Origin of the sequence: Streptomyces sp. NPDC088730, assembly GCF_044751215.1 — a bacterium.
Taxonomy (GTDB): domain Bacteria; phylum Actinomycetota; class Actinomycetes; order Streptomycetales; family Streptomycetaceae; genus Streptomyces.
Genome location: NZ_JBIVLK010000005.1, coordinates 424,457 through 445,060, shown reverse-complemented (window position 1 = coordinate 445,060; position 20,604 = coordinate 424,457). Strand labels below are relative to the sequence as shown.

General features: G+C 72.1%; 16 protein-coding genes and 1 pseudogene. 6 read left to right on the top strand and 11 right to left on the bottom strand.

Features of this window, described 5'->3' with window-relative positions; translation table 11 throughout:
• Positions 1-142: 142 nt before the first annotated feature.
• The gene (locus ACIP89_RS19370; protein ID WP_402115847.1) at positions 143-736 is read right to left on the bottom strand and encodes a carbonic anhydrase; all 594 of its coding nucleotides are present in this window, start codon (positions 734-736) and stop codon (positions 143-145) included.
• A gap of 123 nt (positions 737-859) precedes the next feature.
• On the opposite strand from ACIP89_RS19370, the gene cynR reads away from it, so the two are divergent.
• Positions 860-1,774, top strand: coding sequence for a transcriptional regulator CynR (cynR, locus tag ACIP89_RS19365; RefSeq protein ID WP_402115846.1), 915 nt, complete (start codon positions 860-862; stop codon positions 1,772-1,774).
• A 38-nt stretch (positions 1,775-1,812) separates the two neighbouring features.
• Here the strand turns inward: cynR and ACIP89_RS19360 are convergent.
• From ACIP89_RS19360 to ACIP89_RS19340, 5 genes and pseudogenes are all read right to left on the bottom strand, one after another.
• Positions 1,813-2,673: pseudogene (locus ACIP89_RS19360) on the bottom strand (ThuA domain-containing protein); the annotation flags it as partial.
• A 104-nt stretch (positions 2,674-2,777) separates the two neighbouring features.
• Positions 2,778-4,997 (bottom strand): RICIN domain-containing protein, encoded by a 2,220-nt coding sequence (locus ACIP89_RS19355; protein ID WP_402115879.1) that lies wholly within the window; start codon positions 4,995-4,997, stop codon positions 2,778-2,780.
• 104 nt (positions 4,998-5,101) lie between these two features.
• On the bottom strand, positions 5,102-6,502 hold the full coding sequence (locus ACIP89_RS19350) for a ricin-type beta-trefoil lectin domain protein (protein WP_402115878.1): 1,401 nt from the start codon (positions 6,500-6,502) through the stop codon (positions 5,102-5,104).
• Positions 6,502-7,776, bottom strand: coding sequence for a ricin-type beta-trefoil lectin domain protein (locus tag ACIP89_RS19345; protein ID WP_402115844.1), 1,275 nt, complete (start codon positions 7,774-7,776; stop codon positions 6,502-6,504). The genes ACIP89_RS19350 and ACIP89_RS19345 overlap by 1 nt, the downstream gene beginning before the upstream one ends.
• Before the next feature lie 459 nt (positions 7,777-8,235).
• Entirely contained in the window at positions 8,236-8,802 is a 567-nt protein-coding gene (locus tag ACIP89_RS19340; RefSeq protein WP_402115842.1) for a GNAT family N-acetyltransferase, read from the bottom strand.
• 195 nt (positions 8,803-8,997) lie between these two features.
• Between ACIP89_RS19340 and ACIP89_RS19335 the strand changes: the two genes are divergently transcribed.
• The 3 genes from ACIP89_RS19335 (at position 8,998) to argB (ending at position 11,421) form a co-directional block, all read left to right on the top strand.
• The gene (locus ACIP89_RS19335) at positions 8,998-9,714 is read left to right on the top strand and encodes a DUF2470 domain-containing protein (protein WP_401934062.1); all 717 of its coding nucleotides are present in this window, start codon (positions 8,998-9,000) and stop codon (positions 9,712-9,714) included.
• A 98-nt stretch (positions 9,715-9,812) separates the two neighbouring features.
• Positions 9,813-10,469, top strand: coding sequence for an isochorismatase family protein (locus tag ACIP89_RS19330; protein ID WP_402115840.1), 657 nt, complete (start codon positions 9,813-9,815; stop codon positions 10,467-10,469).
• A 181-nt stretch (positions 10,470-10,650) separates the two neighbouring features.
• A complete protein-coding gene (argB, locus tag ACIP89_RS19325; protein WP_402115876.1) occupies positions 10,651-11,421 on the top strand; it encodes an acetylglutamate kinase in 771 nt (256 codons plus the stop codon).
• Between the two features lie 119 nt (positions 11,422-11,540).
• Here the strand turns inward: argB and ACIP89_RS19320 are convergent, their stop codons facing one another.
• The 4 genes from ACIP89_RS19320 to ACIP89_RS19305 all read right to left on the bottom strand — a co-directional run bounded on the left by ACIP89_RS19320 (position 11,541) and on the right by ACIP89_RS19305 (position 15,382).
• Positions 11,541-12,077, bottom strand: a complete 537-nt coding sequence (locus ACIP89_RS19320) for a GNAT family N-acetyltransferase (RefSeq protein WP_401934059.1) — start codon at positions 12,075-12,077, stop codon at positions 11,541-11,543.
• 145 nt (positions 12,078-12,222) lie between these two features.
• Positions 12,223-13,110, bottom strand: a complete 888-nt coding sequence (locus tag ACIP89_RS19315) for an ABC transporter ATP-binding protein (protein WP_402115875.1) — start codon at positions 13,108-13,110, stop codon at positions 12,223-12,225.
• 107 nt (positions 13,111-13,217) lie between these two features.
• Positions 13,218-14,318 (bottom strand): FecCD family ABC transporter permease, encoded by a 1,101-nt coding sequence (locus tag ACIP89_RS19310; protein ID WP_402115839.1) that lies wholly within the window; start codon positions 14,316-14,318, stop codon positions 13,218-13,220.
• Positions 14,315-15,382, bottom strand: coding sequence for a FecCD family ABC transporter permease (locus tag ACIP89_RS19305; protein ID WP_401929887.1), 1,068 nt, complete (start codon positions 15,380-15,382; stop codon positions 14,315-14,317). Before ACIP89_RS19305 ends, ACIP89_RS19310 begins: the two co-directional genes overlap by 4 nt.
• Before the next feature lie 258 nt (positions 15,383-15,640).
• On the opposite strand from ACIP89_RS19305, the gene ACIP89_RS19300 reads away from it, so the two are divergent.
• The gene (locus tag ACIP89_RS19300) at positions 15,641-17,338 is read left to right on the top strand and encodes an ABC transporter ATP-binding protein (protein WP_402115837.1); all 1,698 of its coding nucleotides are present in this window, start codon (positions 15,641-15,643) and stop codon (positions 17,336-17,338) included.
• A gap of 92 nt (positions 17,339-17,430) precedes the next feature.
• Complete coding sequence (locus ACIP89_RS19295) at positions 17,431-19,215, top strand: ABC transporter ATP-binding protein (RefSeq protein ID WP_401929891.1); 1,785 nt, start codon at positions 17,431-17,433, stop codon at positions 19,213-19,215.
• A gap of 67 nt (positions 19,216-19,282) precedes the next feature.
• Here the strand turns inward: ACIP89_RS19295 and ACIP89_RS19290 are convergent, their stop codons facing one another.
• Positions 19,283-20,515, bottom strand: a complete 1,233-nt coding sequence (locus tag ACIP89_RS19290) for an alpha/beta hydrolase family protein (RefSeq protein WP_402115836.1) — start codon at positions 20,513-20,515, stop codon at positions 19,283-19,285.
• Positions 20,516-20,604 lie beyond the last annotated feature (89 nt).

Sequence of the window (20,604 nt, the reverse complement as noted above, 5' to 3'; positions counted from 1 at the left end):
CCGGGCGGGAGCGGCGGGCTTGTGGGCGTCCGGGGACGGGGTGGCCGGGCGGTCGGGGCGGTTTGGGGCGGTCCGGGGTCAGGAGACCGGGGCGAGGGCGGGGCAGTCCGGGGTCAGGACTCCCCCGCCCGTGTGTCTCGGGTCAGGACACCCCGGCCGGTTCCGGGGTGTCGGAGGCGTCGAGTCGGGTGACCGCTCCGGTGGGGATGTCGTAGACCCAGCCGTGCAGCGTCACCTTCCGCGCCGCCAGCGCTCTGGCCACCGAGGGATGGGTGGCCAGGCCGGCGAGCTGCGCGAGGACGTTGGCCCGGACCAGCGCGTCCACCCCGGCCTCCGCGGCGCGGGCCACGGACGCGTCCGCGTGGCGCAGCCAACCGGCGACGGTCGGCAGGGCGCTCAGGTCGTGGCCCTCGGCCAGGGCCGTCATGGCGCCGCAGGCGGAGTGCCCGCACACGACGATGTCCGTGACGCCCAGGACCGCCACCGCGTACTCGATGCTCGCCGCCACCCCGTCGGCGCCGGGGGCGTAGGCCGGGACGAGGTTGCCGGCGGTCCGGATCACGAACAGCTCACCCGGCTCGCTGCCGGTGATCAGCTCCGGCACCACTCGGGCGTCGGAGCAGCTGATGAACAGTGCCGTCGGCGTGTGCGTGCCCGCCAGGTGGGCGAAGAGCTGCGCCTTGGCCGGGAAGACATCCCGGCGGAAACGCGCGACGCCTGCTGCGAGGTCGTGCACGGTGACTCCCTTCGGTGGCTGTCGGCCCGTCGGGCTGACGAGATCCACCATGCATGAGCTGTATCTATAGTGTCCAAGACGCGATATCCATAACCTCCATAGATGTGATCTATTGTTTGAGGTATGGCCCCGGAACTACGTCATCTCCGCTATCTGCTCGCCGTCGCGGAACACGCCAACTTCACCCGCGCGGCCGAGGAGCTGCACATCTCCCAGCCCACCCTGTCCCAGCAGGTCAAACAGCTGGAGCGGACGGTGGGTGTCCAGTTGCTCGACCGCTCCGGCCGCGCGGTCCGGCTGACCGACGCGGGCGAGTCGTACGCGCACTACGCCCGCCGCGCCCTCCAGGACCTCGCCGCCGCGGAACGCGCCGTGCTCGATGTGCGGGACCTCTCCCGCGGCGCCCTGCGGCTGGCCATGACGCCGACGTTCACGGCGTACCTCATCGGCCCGCTGGCCGAGCTGCTCCACACCCGGCATCCGGGAATCACGCTGGATGTCCGGGAGCTGCCCCAGGACCGCATCGAATCGGCGCTGCTGGCCGACGAACTCGATCTCGGCATCGCCTTTCACGGCCCGCATCTGCCCGGCATCAGCGCCACCGACCTGTTCACCGAGACCCTGAGTCTCGTCGTCGGCCCCCGTCACTCCCGCGCGGGGAGCACCCGCGCGCTACCCGTGACGAGCCTCTCCGGGCAGCCGCTCGCCCTGCTCAGCGGCGACTTCGCCACCCGCGGCCACATCGACGCCTACTTCACCCGGCACCGCACGACGCCGTCGGTCGCGGTGCAGGCCAACTCCATCAGCGCGCTCACCGAGATCGTCCGGCGCACCCCGCTGGCCACGGTCCTGCCCGACGCGCTCACCCGCGGCCACCCCCACCTCAGCCCCGTCCCCCTCGCCCCGGCCCTCCCCTCGCGCACGGTCACGCTGCTGCGCCGCGAAGCCGCGTATCAGAGCTCCGCGGCGCAGGAGTTCACCCGGCTCACGCGTGACTGGGTCCGGACCCTCGGCACCGTCGGCACTCTCGATGCCTGACGGCCGGGCCGGGGCGGTGATCAGGGCCGGGCGCCGCCGGCGGCGGACGCGCCGCCGAGCCACTTCAGCCCGTCCACGACAAACCGGTTCTGGGTCTCACTCGCGAAGGTCGAGGACAGGGTCGTGCCGGAGCCGTAGTCCATGGCGTTGTGGCCGAAGTTGGCGTACAGCATCCGGTAGCCGGTGTTGGTCCACAGGATCGGGTAATCCCCGCTGTACCAGGACTGGTTCGGGTCCGTGCCCAGCGGGAAGCTGACCGGGTCGACGGATGCGAGGACCTTGATGTCCGGGTTGTTCCGCAGGTTGTTCGACCAGGAGTACCACTCGCTGACCGACGAGGTGAAGGTGGCGGGCAGGCGCGTGGTGGAGGGGTGTCCGCGGTCCTCGGTGCGCAGCACGGAGGTGGTCGGGCCCCAGGTGTTGGACCTGAAGTCGCCGCTGCCCAGGAACTGGTTGTAGTACCAGGGCCAGTTCTGGGCCTCCGTGGTGAACGCGGAGACGTGGAAGCCCATCCAGGCGCCGCCGGAGCGCATGTACCGCTCGAATCCGGAGCGCTGGGACGCGGTCTGCGGGGCGTCGTCGAGGAACAGGACGACCTGGTACTGGTCCCGGGTGATGCTGTTCAGCCGGGACCAGTCGTTGGTGGAGGTGTACGAGAAGTTGTTGGCCGCCGCCGTGGTGGGGAACCAGCGGTTGGCCTCCTGGACGAAGCTGATGTGCGCCGCGTCCCAGGTGCCGTTGTAGAAGGCGATCACCTTGAAGGCGGGGGCCTTCGCCGCCGAGTGCGCGGGAACGGCGGTGAGTCCGAGCAGGAGCGCCGGCAGCAGGAGCAGCCGCAGGAGCAGCCTGCCGATGCCGCCGCGGGACCGGGCCTTCGGCCGGGTGGTGTGGGTGTTCATTCGAATCGTCCTTTCCGAACCGGTGGGGGGCCGGGCCGGATCCGGTGGTGTCCGGATCCCGCCCGGTGTGTCATGAGGACGTCGCGCGGAACTGCCGGGGCGGGTCAGGGCTGGCTGACGAGGTTCGCCACGTTGGAGGAGGAGTTGGAGGGGCCGCCCCGCCCGTTGATGACGTGGCGGATGGTCCCGGTGCCGCCGAGCGAGACGGTCACCATGCTCTGGAACCGGACGTTCGGGTTGTTCGGCACCTCGAAGGCGTGCTCTGCGGTCACTCCCGGGTTCGAGCTGAAGAAGCAGTAGCTGCCGAGCCCGTACGCCTGGTGGCTGGTGACCGAGTCCGCGACCTTGTACGCGGCGTAGCCCTGGGTGGAGCCGTTCATCCAGGACGCCTGGTCGGGCACGTCGTACGGCATCTCGTTCTGGTAGAAGTACGTGCGCCCGCCGTTGCCGTTCCAGATCGTCTGGTGCTTCTGGTAGTGCTCGACGAAGAGTCCGTACATCGTCACGTCGTCACCGTTGACGACGAGGCCGGTGTCCGCCTTGTTGCTGTTCCAGCCGATGCCGCTGCCGTGGTCGCCGCGCCAGATCCACATGTGGTCGCCGATGACGTGGTCGCTGTTGACCACCAGGCTGGTGGTCGCCCGGCCCACGGCGGCGCCGCCGACCCGGAAGAAGACGTCGTGCAGCGAGGTGGGGTTCGCCGCGTGCGAGGCCGAGGAGCCGGCCGGGCCGACCTCCATCAGGGTCGGGGAGTTCGTCGTACCGGCGTCGAAGAGGATGCCGGCGACCTTGACCCCGTCGACGTCGGCCACCGTCATCGCGGTGACCCCGTTGTCCGGGATGAACGTGGCGAGGCCGAGCCCGAGCACGACGGTGTCGGGCCTGGTCACCTTCAGGGTCTGGTCGAGGTGATAGACGCCCGGGGTGACGAGCAGGTTCTTCCCCTCGGCCAGCGCGGCGTTGATCTGCGCGGCGGTGGCTCCCGCCTTCACGACGAAGAACTTGTCCATGCCGATCGAGGTGCCCGCGGCGTTGCCGCCCGCCCAGGTGGTGCCGGAGGCGTTGTTCCGGACGGCCGGTACGAACACCTGGTAGGCGCCGTTGCCGTCCACGTAGAGGAAGGGCTTCTCACGGACGACGGGGGCCTGGTTCACCGTGGTGTAGGGCGGGTTGGGGAAGCTGGTGGCCGGAACGCCCTGGCTGCCGACGAAGACCATGTTCCAGTTGGAGCCGGTCCAGCTGCCGAGTGTGGAGTTGCGGGTGATCCACTGCTGCTGCGTACCGGACCGCACCTGGCCGTCGATCTTGGTGTCGGCCATGAAGCCGCCGCTGGCCCAGCCGCCGTCGTCCAGGGCCAGATTGCCGCGCACGTGCATCCGCCGGTACGGGGCGGCCTGGGAGACGGCCCAGCGGTCGGTGCCGCCCGACGGGTTCACCGAGAGGTTCTCCGCGCCGCGCCAGAAGTTCTGGGTGGCGTTGTTCGGCGGGAACCAGTCCGCCTCCGCGTGGACGGCGCCGTTGATCGTCACCGAGTCGGGTGACTGCCCGAGCCCGAGGACCTGGGTGTAGAAGCCCACGTTGACGTCGTTGCTGTACGTACCCGGCTTGAACATCACCGCGTAGCGCTGGTTGCCGAACTGGTTGGTCTCCTGCTGCCGGAAGATCGAGTCGAGCCGGCTCTGGATGGTGGCGGCGGGCATCGACGGATCGAAGACCACCACGTTGGGGCCCAGGTCCACATCGCCCGGCGCGGTGCTCACCGGGGTGACCTGGAAGCGCTGGGCGGCGGAGTTGTTGCAGGTGTACTGGACGAGCTGGACGCTGTCGGCCGTCGAGGCGGCGGGCACGTCCAGGCACTTGCCGCTGTTGCGGTTGACGAAGTGGTAGGCGCCGCCGCCCTCGTCGACCGGCTGCCACTGCTGGTTGGCGCCGTTGCCGTACGTCCAGAGCTGGACGGCGGCGCTGTCGGCGGTGGACACGTCGGTGACGTCCACCGCCTGGTTGGCGTCGTTGCGGTTGTTGATGCGCACGTAGCCGCCGCTGGTCGCGGTCAGGCTCCACTGCTGGGCGGCGGAGCTGTTGCAGGTGTACTGCTGGACGGCGGTTCCGTTGGCGGTCGCGGCGGCGCGGGCGTCCAGGCACTTGCCGCTGCCGCTGTTGACGACGGTGGCCCAGCCGGTCGGCAGCGCGGCGGCGGCCGGGACGGGGGCGGCCCGGACCGCGGCCGGGGCCGGGGTGGCCGCCAGGACGGAGCCGGCCAGCGCACCGGCCACCAGCACCGAGGTCAGCGCCCGCGTGCGGCGGGTCGGCGAGGGGCGGGACAGGTTGCCGGCGGGCCTGCTCGGCCTGGCGGGTGTTCTTCGGACGGATCTGAGCACGGGTTCTCCTGTGCGGGTGGGAGGGCGCGGTAAGGGGACGGTCCTGACGGTCAGCCCGCGTACTGGGCGAACACCTTCGTGAAGTCCCAGGGCTGCTGGGAGACGCCCGAGCAGGTGTCGGCGCCGCCTCCGGTGCACGGGCGGTCCCGGTTGACCGACCAGAAGGTGAGCCGGGCGAGATGGCGCTGCCGGGCGTAGGCCAGGATGGTGCGGAAGTCCGCGACCGTCACCGTCTCGTTGTCGTCGGTGATGCCGTTCATCGAGGAGATCCCGGTGTGCCGGTACGCCTGGTCGTCCGTGTACCCGTAGGCGCTCTTGACCACGTTCTTCAGGCCTTCGGCGGCGCTGACGGTGAGGTTGCCCATGTTCTGGCCCGCCCCGCCGAAGTCGAACGGCATGATCGTCCAGCTGTCCACGGTCAGCCCGGAGGCCGATGCCTTGCGGACCATGCTGTCGTCGGGCCCGCTCTGGCCGGTGCCGAAGGTGACGTACACCTTGATGCCCGGATTGTTGGCCTTCACGGTCTTCAGCGCGTCCACCGTGCGCTGCTGCACCGTGGCGCTGGCGTACGCGTCGGCCTCGATGTCGATGTCGATGGCCTTGAGCCCGTAGGCGTTGATCACCTTCTGGTACGCAGCCGCCAGCTCACCGGCGCTGGAGCAGGAGCTCTCCAGCTTGTTGCCGCTCCAGCCGCCGAAGGACGGGATGACGTCGCCGCCCGCCGCCCGGACGGTGTTCACCGTCTGCTGGTCGACACCGCCGGTCAGCGGCCTCCCGCCGTCCCACTGCGGGTTGCAGTAGCCGTTGCTGAGGACGAACGCGAGCGTGAACCACTTGACGCCCGTGGCGTTCATGACGGTGGTCGGACTGGGCGGACTGCCCCAGCCGTTGTAGAGGTACGGTGCGACCGCCATCGCTCCGGGGGAGGCCGGATCCTCGCCGCCTCCGCCGGCCGCGGGCGCGGTCCACTTCTGGTTCGTCGCCCCGGTGCAGGTCCAGATCTGGAGCCGGGTGCCGTTGGCCGAGCTGTTCCCCGTCGCGTCCAGGCACTTGTCGGCCTGCGGGTTCACGAGGTCGCGCGCACCGCTGACGCTCCAGCGCTGGGCGGCCGAGCCGTTGCAGTCCCACAGCTGGACGAGGGACCCGTTCGCCGTACCACCTGACGCGACGTCGAGACACTTGCCCAGCGCCTTGACCGTGCCGTCACTGCCCAGATTCCACTGCTGGGCGGCGGAGCCGTTGCAGTCGTAGAGCTGTACGGGGGTGCCGTTGGCGGTGGCCCCCGCGGCGACGTCGACGCACTTTCCGCCGACGCCGGTGATCTGTCCGGTGGCCGCGGCCGCGCCCAGGGCGGGCGAGCCGGTGAGCCCGGCGAGGAGTGCCGCGGCGGCCACGACTCCCAGCGCGCTCCGTACGGCGGGGGCGTGCCCGCGCAGCAGGTCTCGGCGCATCAGCTGTTCACCGTCCACTTCTGGTTGGTCGCTCCGGTGCAGGTCCAGATCTGGAGCCGGGCACCATTGGCCGAACTGTTTCCCGTGACGTCCAGGCACTTGTCGGCCTGCGGATTCACGATGTCGCGCGCACCGCTGACGCTCCAGCGCTGGGCGGCCGAGCCGTTGCAGTCCCACAGCTGGACGAGGGACCCGTTCGCCGTACCGCCCGACGCGACGTCAAGACACTTGCCCAGCGCGCGGATCGTCCCGTCGCCGCCGACACTCCACTTCTGGGCGGCGGAGCCGTTGCAGTCGTAGAGCTGCACGGGGGTGCCGTTGGCGTTGCTCGCCGCGGCCACGTCGACGCACTTGCCGGCCAGGCCGGTGATGGTTCCCGAACCCGCCGGGGGCTGGGTGTCGTTGGTGGTGACGCGGACGTGGTCGACGACGAGTTGCTGGGGGAAGGCGGTGTTGTTGTCGGGGTCGCCGGGCCAGTAGCCGCCGACGGCGAGGTTGAGGATGAGGAAGAAGGGCTTGTTGAAGGCCCACGTCCTGCCGCTGGTGTCGGCGGGGGTGCGGTGCTGGTAGGCGTTGCCGTCGACGGACCAGGTGATGGAGTCCGGGGCCCAGTCGATGGCGAAGGTGTGGAAGTCGTCGGCGAAGGCCCGCCCGCCGGGGAGGGTGTATCCGGCGCCGATGCCGGCGGAGCCGGAGTAGCCGGGTCCGTGCAGGGTGCCGTGGACGGTGCCGGGTTCGAAGCCGACGTTCTCCATGATGTCGATCTCGCCGGAGTTGGGCCAGCCGACCTGTCCGATGTCGTCGCCGAGCATCCAGAAGGCGGGCCACATGCCCTGGCCGCGCGGGATCTTCATCCGGGCCTCGACATGGCCGTAGGCCTGGGTGAACCTGCCCGAGGTGTTCAGCCGCGCCGAGGTGTACTGACACGTCCCGTACCAGCACTGGTAGTTCTTCGGGTTCTCCTTGCGCGCGGTGATGACCAGATGGCCCTGGCCGTCCAGTGCCGCGTTGCTGTTGCCGGCGGTGTAGTACTGCCGCTCGTGGTTGTTGACGTTGTCGCCGGTCTCGATCTGCCATCTGGCGCCGTTGACCGCCGAACCGGCAGAACCGTCGAACTCCTCGTCGAACGTCATGGTGGCCGAGGCCGCCGTGTCGGAGAGGGCGGGTGACCGCTCATGGCCGCCACCGCCCACGAGGGCGGTCGTGACCAGGGCAAGGGTCAGGGCCGAGAGTGCGGAGCGCAGCAGACGCCGCGACAGGCGTGGGGAGTCCATGACTCTCCCTTCCGGTGCGTGAGGGGGAAGGAGGCCTGTCGCGTCATCCGTATGACATGACAGGCGCGGGCGCGTTGGGGCATGCCGAAGCTGCGCCGACCGGGGCGGGGTGCCGTTCAGGGGGTGGGGCGAATCACGGGTGCGGGTGGGGGCGGCAGGCACGTGCTGTGGAACTGAGGGGGCACTGTGGGGCTGCTGTGCACGGGGCTTAATTCACTACGTGATTTAAGAAGTGAACCAATGGACTGTCAAGACCCTGGTCTGTACCAGTGCACGTCCGCGCGCCCACCCCGTCCGGCTTGGGCGGACATGACGCAGGTGTCCTTGCCGTCACGCACGGCGATGCGCCGAAGGGTGCCGCGCGAACAAGAGTCAAAGGCGGCAGGCCCGGTCCGGGGCCGCGAGCGTCGGCCTCATGACGCCGGAACCGTCACGGCCCGTCACACCCGGCGCCCGGGATCAGGCCGGACCGCGGGCCTGCCTGACATGCAGATGGCCGGGCCCGGGGAAGAAGGGCGGCTGGGCCGGGAGCATCCGGCGGAACCCGTAACGCGCCTTCTCCGCGACCCGGCACGAGGCCGGATTGTCCACCTGGTGCAGCAGGTTGACGCTCTCCAGGCCCTCGGCCGCGAAGGTCTCGAAGGCCCAGCGGGTGACGGCCTCCAGAGCGCCCGGGGCCACTCCGCGGCCCCGGGCGTGCGCCGCCGTCCAGTAACCGGCCTCCGCGGGCTCCTGGCCGAAAGCGCCTCTCCTGATGACCACGCTGCCCGCCAACCGCCCCTCCCCGGGGCCCGGACAGTCCTCGACCACGGCGAAGGCGAGCCGCTCCCCGGTGATCCAGCCGCGCCCCTGGAACTCCAGCCACGCCCGTACGTCCTCGGCGCTCTCCATGGAACCGCTCGCCCCGCGGCGCAGCGCGGGGTCCCGGAACGCCTCGACCAGCGGCCCGATGTCCGCCTCGCCCCAGGGGCGCAGCAGGAGCGCGGGGGCGGACGGCGTCGCGTCCACCCGCAAGGTGATGTTCATCGGAGCCCTCCCCGGACCGTTCACCCGATCGTCCCTCATCCGGCGAACGGTAGTGCGGAGGACCACTCGGTCGCGAGGGCCGGCCGCGGCCGGCCCGGCAGAACACCGGGCCCGCCCGCACGATCCGAACCACCCCCACCTTCGCAAGATTAGGTTAGGCTTACCTAACTTGAATCCGTTTCACCGGGAGTCCCCTTGAACACCGACGCCGACACAGACACCGTCCCGGCCGGGCCGACCGACGCGGAGCGGGTCCGCACCGTGCTGTCCCGCGCGGCCTCGCTCTCCCTCACCACGACTGGACAGGCCTACGACCTGATCGGGCTCCACTCGGTCAGCACCGCCGGGCAGGTCACCCTCCACCCCGGCCCCGGCAGCCCCTTGGCGCGGGAGGCCGCGGACGCCCCCATGGGCAGCCTCGCCGCCCTGCTGCAGTTCACCGACATCGCCCCCGCCCCGCTGCGCGACCGGGTCCGCGCGAGGGTGACGGTGTCCGGCTGGCTGGCACCGGAGACCGGTGGGGCGCTCCGGCTGGATTCGGCGCGGGTCTCGCTGTGGACCCCGGCGGGGGCGACGGACGTCGGGCTGGACGAGATCGCGCTCGCCGAGCCCGACCCGCTGGCCGCGGAGGAGGCCGACATGCTGACCCACCTGGCCGACTCCCACGAGGAGTTGATGGCCGATCTGCTCGGGCTCGCGGGCTCCCGGCTGCCGCACGGCATGGTCCGATCACTCCCCCTCGCCCTGGACCGGCACGGCATCACGCTGCGCTGCGAGTACGAATCCGGCCACTGCGACCTCCAGTTGCTCTTCCCGGCACTCGCCCGCGACGCCACTGACGCCGGGGAGCAGATCCGGCGGCTCCTCACCGCCCCCCGGAGCTGCGCGCACCAGCACCACTCGCACCCCTGACACCCTCCACTGCAAGGAACTTAGGTTAGGCTTCACTAAGTCACAGTGCATCCTCACGTCACGGCCGGATCGCCGGATCATCAGGGGAGGGGCCGGTCATGAGCCTGCCAATCATCGAGTCCTACGACATGCCCGACGGCACGGCCCTCCCCCGCTCCTGGCCCTCCTGGACCATCGACCCCGGCCGGGCCGCACTCCTCGTCCACGACATGCAGAACCACTTCGTCCGGGCCTTCCCGCCGGGGTGCTCCCCGGTCGTCCAACTGGTCGAGAACATCGCCGCGTTGCGGGAACTCGCCGGAACGCTCGGCATCCCGGTCGTCTTCAGCGCCGAACCGGCCGCGCAGTCACCGGGCAGGCGGGGGCTCGTCGCGGACGTCTGGGGTCCGGGCGTCGGTGACGGGCCCGGCGACTCCTCGATCATCGAGACCCTGGCGCCCCGGCCGGGTGAGCACGTACTGCCCAATGTGCGCCCCAACGCCTTTCTGCACAGCCACCTCGGCCGGCTGCTGCGCTCGACGGGGCGCGACCAGCTGATCGTGTGCGGTGTGCACGCCCACCTGGGCGTGCTGCTGACCGCCGCCGACGCCTTCATGAACGATATTCAGCCCTTTGTCGTCGCCGACGCCGTGGCCGACTTCACCGCCGAGGAGCACGCGATGGCGCTGCGCTGGGCGGCGCGCAGCGCGGTGGTCCGTACGACGGACGGACTGCTGCGCGATCTGCTGCTCGGCCGGGTCCGCCACGGCGTGTGACGGCACCCCACCTCAGGAGAGACGGAAGAAGATGACCGTACGGGTCGCACCGGCCGGAGCCGGCGTCCATGAGCAGTCACCGCAGCACCGGAGACGGATACGGCCGGAGTCCCGATCCGGTCCGGCCCTGCCCACGGAGAGCCGGGGCCGGGTGGTGGTGGTCAAGTTCGGCGGCAACGCCATGGTGGACGCATCCCTCCAGGAGATGTTCGCACGCGATGTGGTGGAGCTGTGGCACTCCGGCTTCCACCCGGTGGTGGTCCACGGCGGGGGTCCGCAGATCAGCGCGATGCTCGACCGACTCGGCCTGGAGGTGCGCTTCGAGGCGGGTCTGCGGGTGACCACGGAGGAGACCCTCGACGTGGTGCGGATGGTCCTGACCGGGCGGGTCCAGCGGGAACTGGTCGGCGCGATCAACGCACACGGTCCGTTCGCCGTGGGCCTGTCGGGCGAGGACGCCCACACCATGACGGCCGTGCGCCGGTCCGGCCGGGTGAACGGGATGCCGGTGGACATCGGCCTGGTCGGCGACATCGTGAACGTCGCCCCGGACACCGTCCGTTCACTGCTGGAGCTGGGCCGCATCCCGGTGGTGTCGCCCCTGGCGCGCGGCACGGAGGGGGAGGTCTACAACGTCAACGCCGATCTCGCGGCCTCGGCCCTGGCGGTCGCCCTCGGCGCGGAGCGGCTGGTGGTGCTGACCGATGTCGAGGGGCTGTACGGGGACTGGCCGCGCAGCACGGAGGTCATCGAGCGCCTGACGGCCGCCGAACTGGCCGGCCTCCTTCCGGGGCTGGCGAGCGGGATGCTGCCGAAGATGGAGGGCTGTCTGCGGGCGGTCCGGGACGGGGTGGGGCGGGCGCAGGTGCTGGACGGCCGGGTTCCGCACGCCGTGCTGCGCGGCGTACTCGACGAGCGGAGCCCGGGGACCACGGTGCTCCCGGACGCATGAGACCTGAGCCATGACGCATGGGGCGCGACGCGTCAGGCACGACGCGCGGACCATGAGCGAGGCATCTGGCATGCGGCATGAGCGGTGGCGCGCCCGGCGTCCGGGACACGCCACCGCCGTCAGAGCGCGCGGGCCAGAACGCGCGCACCCCTGTGGGGATCCAGCGTGCGCGCCCAGGCGCGCGGCGCGAGCCCCGGCGGGACCGGCGCGAATCCGTGCCGGAGGAAGAGCCGCCCGCTGCCGGTCGTCGCCGTGAACAGGGCCGCCAGCCGCTGGGCCCGCGCCCCGGCGAGTGCCGCGCCCAGCAGCCGTGCGCCCAGGCCGCCGCCCTGCCGCTGGCGGGCGACGCAGAAGTTGTAGAGGACGCCCGCGCCCTCGGCCGTCGTGCCGGGTTCCGCGTCGGGATGGACCCGCAGCGCGAGGCAGCCGTGCAGGGCTCCGCCGGGCTCCTCGGCCACCAGGAAGTCGTCCGCTCGGGCGGCGTAGACGTCGAAGGGCCGGCGGCGCAGCGCTCCCGAGCGGACGAACGGCTCGGAGAGTGCGACGAGGGCGGCGGCGTCCCTGGAGTGCGCCCGGCGTACCCGGAGCGCGTCGGGGAGGGCGGTGTCCTGGGTGTACGTCGACGCGGCTGGGGGGCGCGGTGTGGCCGTGATCAAGGCGTTCCTTCCCTCGGGTTGCACCGTGCGCGAGGAGCGGCCGGATCGCCGCGTGCCTCGGTGAACCATCGTGAGTTAGGTTAGCCTTACCTAACATCAATGGCCAAGTCGGCACCCCGAGGGCGGTGTTGCTCCGGCCCGGGACTCAGCGCAGACGCCCGCCGGTCTCGGCCATCACGGGGCCGCCGGACTCCGCACCGGCCGGGGCGTCCTCCGGCACGTGACGCCGGGGCGCGGCCGGCACCATCAGGGGCGTGCCGGTCTCCGGGTCGGAGATGATCCGGCAGGGCAGTCCGAACACGTCCTCGACCAGTTCGGCGGTCATCACGGTGGCCGGATCGCCCTCGGCCGCGATCGTGCCGCCGGGTCGCATGACGATGAGGTGGGTGGCGTAACGGCACGCCTGGTTGAGGTCGTGCAGCACCGCCACGACGGTGTGCCCCTTGCGGGCGTGCAGGCCGGCGCAGAGGTCGAGCACTTCGACCTGATGGGCGATGTCGAGGAAGGTGGTGGGCTCGTCCAGGAGCAGGATCGAGGTCTGCTGAGCCAGCACCATGGAGAGCCAGACCCGCTGGCGCTGGCCGCCGGAGAGGTCGTCAACCGGGCGGTCGGCGAGATCCAGCACCCCGGTCTGCCGCATGGCGTCCAGCACGGCCGTCTCGTCGTCGGCGGACCACTGCTTCAGCATTCCCTGGTGCGGATAGCGGCCCCGCGCCACCAGGTCCCCCACGGTGATGCCGCCGGGCGCGGTCGAGGACTGCGGGAGCAGGCCCAGCCGCCGGGCGACCTCGCGCGAGCGGTACGTGGCGATGCCCGCGCCGTCCAGATACACCTGTCCCGAACGGGGTTTGAGCATCCGGGCGAGCGCCTTCAGGAGGGTGGACTTCCCGCAGGCGTTCGGCCCGATGATCACGGTGAAGGAGCGGTCGGGAATCTCGACGCCGAGCGAACTGACCACGGTGCGCTGCTCGTAGGAGAGCGTCAGGTCCGCGGCCCGCAGTCGCGCGGCGGGCGCCGGGTGCGTCCCGTTCATGTGAGTCCCCTCCGCCGTCGCGGAGTCCGCGTCCGGGCCGGTCGAATCGGACGTACGGGCCGGGTCCGTCGTGCGTGACGTGCCCGTCGTGCGTGTCGTCTTTCGGGTCATGCGCGGCTCTTTCGCGACTCGGTGATCAGCAGCCAGATGAGGTACAGCCCGCCGATGGTCCCCGTCGCCGTGCCCACCGGGAGCAGCGAGGGGGCGAACAGGCGTTGTGCCAGCAGGTCGCTGGCGGCGAGCAGCAGGGCGCCCATGAGCGCGGCGGGTACCAGTGCGGGGCCCGGGGCCCGGGTCAGCCGCCGGGCGAGCTGGGGCGCCGCCAGCGCGATGAACCAGATGGGGCCGGTGACCGCCGTGGCGAAGGCCGCAAGGGCGACGCTGATGACGAGCAGCAGCGCCCGGGTACGGGCCACGTCGACGCCGAGCGCCATGGCGGTGACGTCGCCCATCTCCACCATGGAGAGCCGGCGGGCGAGGAAGAACGCGGGCGGCAGCAGGACGAGGACGGCGATGCCGATGGTGTTGGCCTGCTGCCAGCCCCGGTTGGTCAGGCTGCCGATCAGCCAGGCCTGCGCCTCCAGCGCCTCCTGCCAGGTCGCCCTGGTGATCAGGTAGGAGTTGACGGCGAGCAGCAGCGCGGCGACCCCGATGCCGACGACGACCAGCCGGAAGCCCTGAAGTCCCCTGCCCAGCATGAGGAGGTACATCGCGGCGGCGGTGGCGAGGCCGCCGATCAGCGCGCCCACCGCGATCTGGGTCATGCTGCCGTGCAGCACGATGATGACGAGGAGCGCCCCGACGGCCGAGCCGTTGGTGAAGCCGATGATGTCCGGACTGCCGAGGGAGTTGCCGGTCAGGCTCTGCAGGATGGCCCCGCTGACCGCGAGGGCCGCTCCCACGCACATCGCGGTCAGCAGGCGCGGCAAGCGCAGGGTGTTGACGATGAAGTCGGCGCCGCCCGAGCCGTGGCCCACTACGGCCCGCAGGACCTCGCCGACGGAGAGTTCGAAGTCGCCGGTGGTGAGGGTGACGAGCGCGACCGCGACGAGCGCGACGAGCATCACGGCCGTGACCGCCAGGACGCGCCCCTGGACCCGTACGGACAGCCCGCCGGGCCGGGTGCGCAGGACCAGCCCGCTGACGACCCGCGGCCGCCCGGTCTCCGTACCGGCCCCGGCGGGGCCCTTCTCCCATACGGCGCTCACAGCATGACCAGCTTTCGACGGCGGCACAGGGCGATGAACAGCGGCGCTCCGAGGAACGCGGTGATGATCCCCACCTGGACCTCGCCCGGCGACCCGAGCACCCGCCCGAGGACGTCCGCGCCGATCAGCAGGACCGGGGCGAGCAGCATCGAGTACGTCAGCACCCAGCGCTGGTCGGGGCCGACGACGAACCTGGCGACGTGCGGCACCGCGAGGCCGACGAAGCCGATCGGTCCGGCGGCGGCGGTGGCGGCGCCGCACAGCAGCATGACGGCGACGGCGCCCAGCACCCGGGTGCGGCCGACGTTCAGGCCGAGGGCGCGGCCGAGCTGGTCGCCCATCGCGAGGGCGTTGAGCGAGGGTGCGAGGCCGAGGGCGATCAGGAGGCCCACCGCGATGAACGGCAGGATGACGTAGATGACGTCGTAGTACCGGCCGGACAGCGATCCCACCGTCCAGAAGCGGTACTGGTCGAAGGCGCGCGGATTGAGCAGCAGCACCGCCGAGTTGAAGGCGTACAGCACCGCGGTCATCGCCGCCCCGGCCACGACGAGCCGGTCGGGTGTGGCCAGGGTGCGGCCCGATGAGCCCAGGAGGTACACGGCGACGGAGGCGACGGCCGCGCCGATGAAGGCGAACCACACATAGCCGAGGACCGAGCCCACCCCGAGGAAGGCGATGGCCACGACGACCCCCGCGGAGGCGCCCAGGCTGATGCCGAGGATCCCCGGGTCGGCGAGCGGGTTGCGGGTGAGGGCCTGCATCAGCGCGCCGGACAGGCCGAGCGCCATGCCCACGAGCAGCCCGAGGAGCGTCCTGGGGATGCGGTAGTCATGGATGATGATCGAGGTCTCGGAGCCGTCCGGGTGCCAGAGCGCGCTCCAGGTGGCGGTGAACGGGATGCCTCGGGTGCCCACCCACACGCTGAGCAGTCCGACCAGGACGAGGGCGGCCAGCGCCGCGATCAGGCCCAGGGCCCGCAGGGTGTTCGCGGTCCGGGCGGGCGGCGCGGCTTCGGGTGCGACGGCCCGGTCCTCGGGAGCCGTCCGGGTTTCGACCGACAACGACAACTCCCCCTGACGGCGGTTCGGGTGCACCGCGAGCGATAGGGCGCCGGAACGTGACGCAGGACCCGGATAGAACTTAGGTGAGGCTAACCGAACAGCTTCGGATGGTCAACGCGCGCCCCCCGCAGGCGAAATGACGTCCACCGCCGTGACCGGGGACATTGCGGACGGCGTACCACCCCGGCCACCCATTTAGAGTAGCCTTACCTAACTTTTAGCCTTACTCACCTTCCCAGACTCTTCGCGGAGGCCCGCATGCCAGCTGGAGGACCGACCGGGGGGCACGTCCTCCGCAGGGCGATCAGGGGGCAGCGGCGGCGCGTCGTCACCGCCTCGCTGCTCGGCACGGTGCACCAGGGGTGTGAGGCCCTGGTGCCCGTCGTCATCGGCGCGGCCATCGACACGGCGGTGGCCACCGGCTCCTCCTCGTCGCTGCTGCGCTGGCTCCTGGTGCTCGCGGGGCTGTTCCTGGTGCTGTCGAACTGCTACCGGACCAGCGCCCGGCTCGCCGAAGGGGCCGGGGAGCGCGCCGCGCACCGGCTCCGGATGGAGCTCGGCGCCCGGGTGCTCGACCCGCGCGGCGGCGCCGACACCAACCGGCTGCCCGGTGCGCTCACCAGCATCGCCACCAACGACGCCCGCCGGGTGGGTTCGGTGGCGACGGTCCTGGCGTACGGGGTCGCGGCGACCTCCGCGCTGGTGATCAGCGCGGTGGCCCTGCTCAGGATCTCCGTCCCGCTCGGACTCCTCGTCCTGCTGGGCATTCCTCCGCTGCTGTGGCTGGGACACCGCATCAGCCGGCCGCTCGAACGCCGCAGCGAGACCGAACAGGAACGGGCCGCGCACGCCTCCGGCGTCGCCGCCGACCTGGTCGCCGGTCTCCGGGTCCTCAAGGGCATGGGCGCCGAGTCGGCGGCCGTCGCCCGCTACCGCACCACCAGTCAGGACTCGCTCGCCGCTGCGCTGCGGGCGGCCCGCAGCCGGGCCGGTCACGAGGGCGCCGTGCTCTCCCTCACCGGCGTCTTCATCGCGGTCATCGGCATCGTGGGCGCCTACCTCGCCATGCGCGGCAGCATCAGCATCGGTGACCTGGTGGCGGCGGTGGGCCTGGCGCAGTTCCTCCTCGGCCCGTTCCAGCTGCTCACCTACGTCAACGCCGAGTTCGCCCAGGGCCGCGCCTCCGCCCGCCGGATCGCCGAGGTGCTGGACTCGCCTGCGGCCGTCGAGGGCGGCGAGTCCCCGGTGTCCGACGGTGCGGCGGGACGGCTGCGTCTGAGCGGGGTCCGGCTCGGCTCGCTGCGCGGGGTCGATCTGGACATCCGGCCCGGCGAGCTGATCGGAGTGGTCACCGGCGATCCGGCCGCCGCGGCCGACCTGCTGCTCTGCCTGGCCAGGGAGCGGGACCCGGCCGACGGGCTGGTCGAGCTCGACGGCGTGCCGCTGACCGAACTCGCCCCGGACGCCCTGCGCCGCGCCGTCCTGGTCGCCCACCACGACGCCGACCTGTTCGAGACCAGCCTGCTGGACAACGTACGGGCGGGAGCCCGCGACGACGCGGCCCCGGTCGACGAGGCGCTCGCCGCCTCGGCGGCGGACGAGGTCGCCCGGCTGCTGCCGGACGGCGGCGACACCGTGCTCGCCGAACGCGGCCGCTCCCTCTCCGGCGGCCAGCGGCAGCGCGTCGCACTCGCCAGGGCGCTGGCCGCCGACAGCCCGGTACTGGTGCTGCACGACCCGACCACCGCCGTGGACACCGTCACCGAGTCCCGGATCGCGGCCCGGCTGCGGGAGGTCCGCGACGGACGCACCACCGTACTGATCACGACCAGCCCGGCCCTCCTCGCGGTCACCGACCGGGTCGTCGTCCTCGACGACGGCACCGTCGGCGCGACGGGCCACCACACCGAACTCGTCGCCGGTGACGAGCGCTACCGGGCGGCGGTGCTCGCGTGACGTCCACGTACGAGGAGAGCGCGGAGGAGACGGACGCCCGCACCGAGAACTCCCGCACAGGAGAAGCCCGCACGGGGAAAGGGGAAACGGCCATGAGCACAACCGGCGCGGACCGCGCGCTGCTGCCGACCGCGAGCGGCGCGGAGAGCCTGGCGGCGCTGCGCACCATGCTGCGCGGCCACCGGCGGCTGACCGCGGCCGCCGTCACGGTGCTGGTCGCCGGGACCGCGATCGGACTGCTGACCGCTCCCCTGCTCGGCCACATCGTGGACCTGGTGGTGGAGCGGCGGGGTTCGCGGGCACTGACGGTGCCGCTGGTACTGCTCATCGTGGTGGCCCTGGTGCGCGGTGCCGCGGCAGCGGTCGGCAGCACGCTGGTCGCCCGGCTCGGCGAGACCGTACTCGCCGCCGTGCGCGAGCAGTTCATCGAGCGGGCGCTGCGGCTGCCGCTGGAGCGCGTCGAGGCGGCCGGTTCGGGAGATCTGGTCTCCCGGGTCACCAGCGATGTCTCCATGATCGCGAAGTCGGTGCGCCAGGCGCTGCCCGAGTTCACCCGCTCCGCGCTGACCATCGTGCTGACCTTCGTCGGACTCGCCGTGCTGGACTGGCGGTTCCTGGTGGCGGCGCTGCTGGCGATGCCGGTACAGGTGCTGTCGGTGCGCTGGTACCTGCGCCGGGCGGCTCCGGTGTACGCCGAGCACCGCGTCGCGACCGGTGCGCTCCAGCACCAGCTGCTCGACAGCGTCGGCGGGGTGCGCACCGTACGGGCCTTCCGGCTGAACCGTGCGCACACGGACCTGCTGGAGCAGCGGTCCGCGTCGGCGCGGGACCTCGCGCTGGGCGGCATCCACATCGTCACCGGCTTCTTCTCCCGGCTGAACCTGGCCGAGTACATCGGTCTGGCCGCCGTGCTCGGCGCGGGCTTCGTGCTGGTGGACAGCGGTTCGGTGAGCATCGGTACGGCCACCGCCGCCGCGCTCTACTTCCACAGCCTCTTCAACCCGGTCAACGCCACGCTGTTCCTCATCGACGACGCGCAGTCCGCGGGTGCCAGCTTCGCCCGGCTGGTCGGGCTGTCCAAGCTGCCGGCCGAGCAGACCGCTCCGGGCGGACGTGCTCCGGCGGACGGTTCGGTCGGGGTGAGCGCGGTCAGCTACGCCTACGGCACCGGGGCGCCCGTGCTGCGGAAGGTCGATCTGGAGGTGCGCAGCGGGGAGCGGGTGGCGCTGGTGGGCGCCAGCGGCGCCGGCAAGACGACGCTGGCCAAGGTCATCGCGGGCGTCCACGAACCGCACGGCGGGACCGTCTCGCTGGGCGGGGTCGACGCGGCCGAGCTGGGCGCCGCCGGGGTACGCCGCGCGGTGACGCTGATCAGCCAGGAGGTGCACGTGTTCGCGGGTCCGCTGTACGAGGACCTGCGCCTCGCCCGTCCGGACGCCACCGACGAGGAGGTGCGCGCGGCCCTGGACCGGGTCGGCGCCCTGGAGTGGGCGCAGGCGCTGCCGGACGGACTGGACACGGTCGTGGGCGAGGGCGGTCACCGGCTGACGGTGACCCAGGCGCAGCATCTCGCGCTGGCCCGGCTGGTCCTGGCGGACCCGCCGGTCGCGATCCTCGACGAGGCGACCGCCGACGCGGGCAGCGCGGGCGCGCGGGTCCTGGAGGAGGCGGCTTCTCGGGCGCTGGAGGGGCGTACGGGTCTGGTGGTCGCTCACCGGCTCCCCCAGGCGGCGACCGCCGACCGCGTCGTCGTCCTCGACGAGGGCCGGATCGTGGAGACCGGCAGCCATGACGAGCTCGTCGCGGCGGGCGGCCGGTACGCGGCGCTCTGGGAGGCGTGGTCCGACAGCCGCCGGGAGCCGGCGGACGTTCGGTAGGCAGCCGCGCGGCGGACCGGGCGCGGTGTGCGGGGCGTACCGCGTGCCCCGCGGAGAGCCCACCTCGTCAGGGGATGAACGCGATCTCGGGGAAGCGGGGGGACGGCCCGGACAGCAGGCCACCGCCCCTGCCGAGCAGGTGCAGGTCGAAGAAGGCGCGCAGACAGGCGCGTTGGGCGGCGACGGCCCGGTCGGCGTCGATCGTTCCGACAGCCCCGGTGAGGGCCGCGACCGCTTCCGGCGGAAGCGGGAGCGCCCTCTCCAGCTGCTGTGCCAGCGGCGACATGTCCGTATAGGTGTGGTGTGCCGAGTCGCGCAGCCGCAGTTCGAGCCGCCAGCCGCGCAGATGCGACCAGAACACCTCCCAGGACGGGTCGTTGTGGCGTCCGTGGGTGGCGTTGCCCATCAGCAGGAACGGACGGTCCAGGCCGGTGTACTTGACCGTCCCGTTGACGCTGCCGTCCAGATCGGCGCCGGCCAGGAGGCGGCGGTCCCGCGCCATCGTCCCGGCGGCCGTGTCGCCGCCGATCGAGTGCCCGAACATGCCGGTCCTGGACAGGTCGAGGGAGCCGCGCAGGCGGCGGGGCAGCCGTCGGCCGTCGGCGTCGGGGTTCCTTCCGGAGTCCAGCCGCTCCAGTTCGTCCAGGACGAACCGGGTGTCGTCCTGGCGGACCCGCAACGCCTCCACCGGGTCCAGGTCCCGGCCCAGCTCCACCCGGCCGCCGGGGAACTCCACGATCGAGGCCTCATGGGTGTGGTCGATGGTCACCACCAGGTACCCGTGGGAGGCGAGGTCCTCGACCAGTGCGGTGCCCATGGCGCGCATCGTGTGGAGGCCCGGGGAGAAGAGCACCACGGGATGGCCGTGGCGCCGCACCTCGACGGGGGCGTCCTGCCGGGCATGTGTCACCGGGAATTCGACGTCGTCCATCGGTGTGCGCAGGTCCCGGGCGACCTGCCGCCGGTACAGGGCCGCCGCGGCCGGCGGGAGCCAGGGGGCGCGGCGGTGGCCGTGGGTGTGCGACGCCGGGTACCACAGGCTGACCATGAGTTCGCGGGGCCGGGCGGGTGGGGCCCCGGGGTCCCGGCGCGAGCGGTCCACCAGACGCAGCGACGTGGTGCCGGTCCGCCGCGTGCCGGTCGGCGCCGGCAGGGTGAGCCGCACCCGGCCGCTGCCGGGCCGCTCGGCCGGAGCGGGGCCGGGCGCGCGGCCGCCCGCCCGCGCCGTCCCCGCGGTGGCGAGCACCACCCCCGCCGTCCCGGCCGCGGCCAGCACCGACCGACGCGATATGTCCCTCATCCGGATCCCTCACCTGCGCTCGACGACCGTTGGACCGTCCACCGAGGCTGGCACCCCCGCGGCGGCGGTGACAGGCCGGGAGCGCGAAG

Excerpts from the sequence above, each read along its gene's own strand:
- cynR (WP_402115846.1), top strand. The coding sequence starts at position 860 with ATGGCCCCGGAACTACGTCATCTCCGCTATCTGCTCGCCGTCGCGGAA.
- ACIP89_RS19350 (WP_402115878.1), bottom strand. The coding sequence starts at position 6,502 with ATGCGCCGAGACCTGCTGCGCGGGCACGCCCCCGCCGTACGGAGCGCG.
- ACIP89_RS19345 (WP_402115844.1), bottom strand. The coding sequence starts at position 7,776 with ATGGACTCCCCACGCCTGTCGCGGCGTCTGCTGCGCTCCGCACTCTCG.
- ACIP89_RS19340 (WP_402115842.1), bottom strand. The coding sequence starts at position 8,802 with ATGAACATCACCTTGCGGGTGGACGCGACGCCGTCCGCCCCCGCGCTC.
- ACIP89_RS19330 (WP_402115840.1), top strand. The coding sequence starts at position 9,813 with ATGAGCCTGCCAATCATCGAGTCCTACGACATGCCCGACGGCACGGCC.
- argB (WP_402115876.1), top strand. The coding sequence starts at position 10,651 with ATGGTGGACGCATCCCTCCAGGAGATGTTCGCACGCGATGTGGTGGAG.
- ACIP89_RS19315 (WP_402115875.1), bottom strand. The coding sequence starts at position 13,110 with ATGAACGGGACGCACCCGGCGCCCGCCGCGCGACTGCGGGCCGCGGAC.
- ACIP89_RS19300 (WP_402115837.1), top strand. The coding sequence starts at position 15,641 with ATGCCAGCTGGAGGACCGACCGGGGGGCACGTCCTCCGCAGGGCGATC.
- ACIP89_RS19295 (WP_401929891.1), top strand. The coding sequence starts at position 17,431 with ATGAGCACAACCGGCGCGGACCGCGCGCTGCTGCCGACCGCGAGCGGC.
- ACIP89_RS19290 (WP_402115836.1), bottom strand. The coding sequence starts at position 20,515 with ATGAGGGACATATCGCGTCGGTCGGTGCTGGCCGCGGCCGGGACGGCG.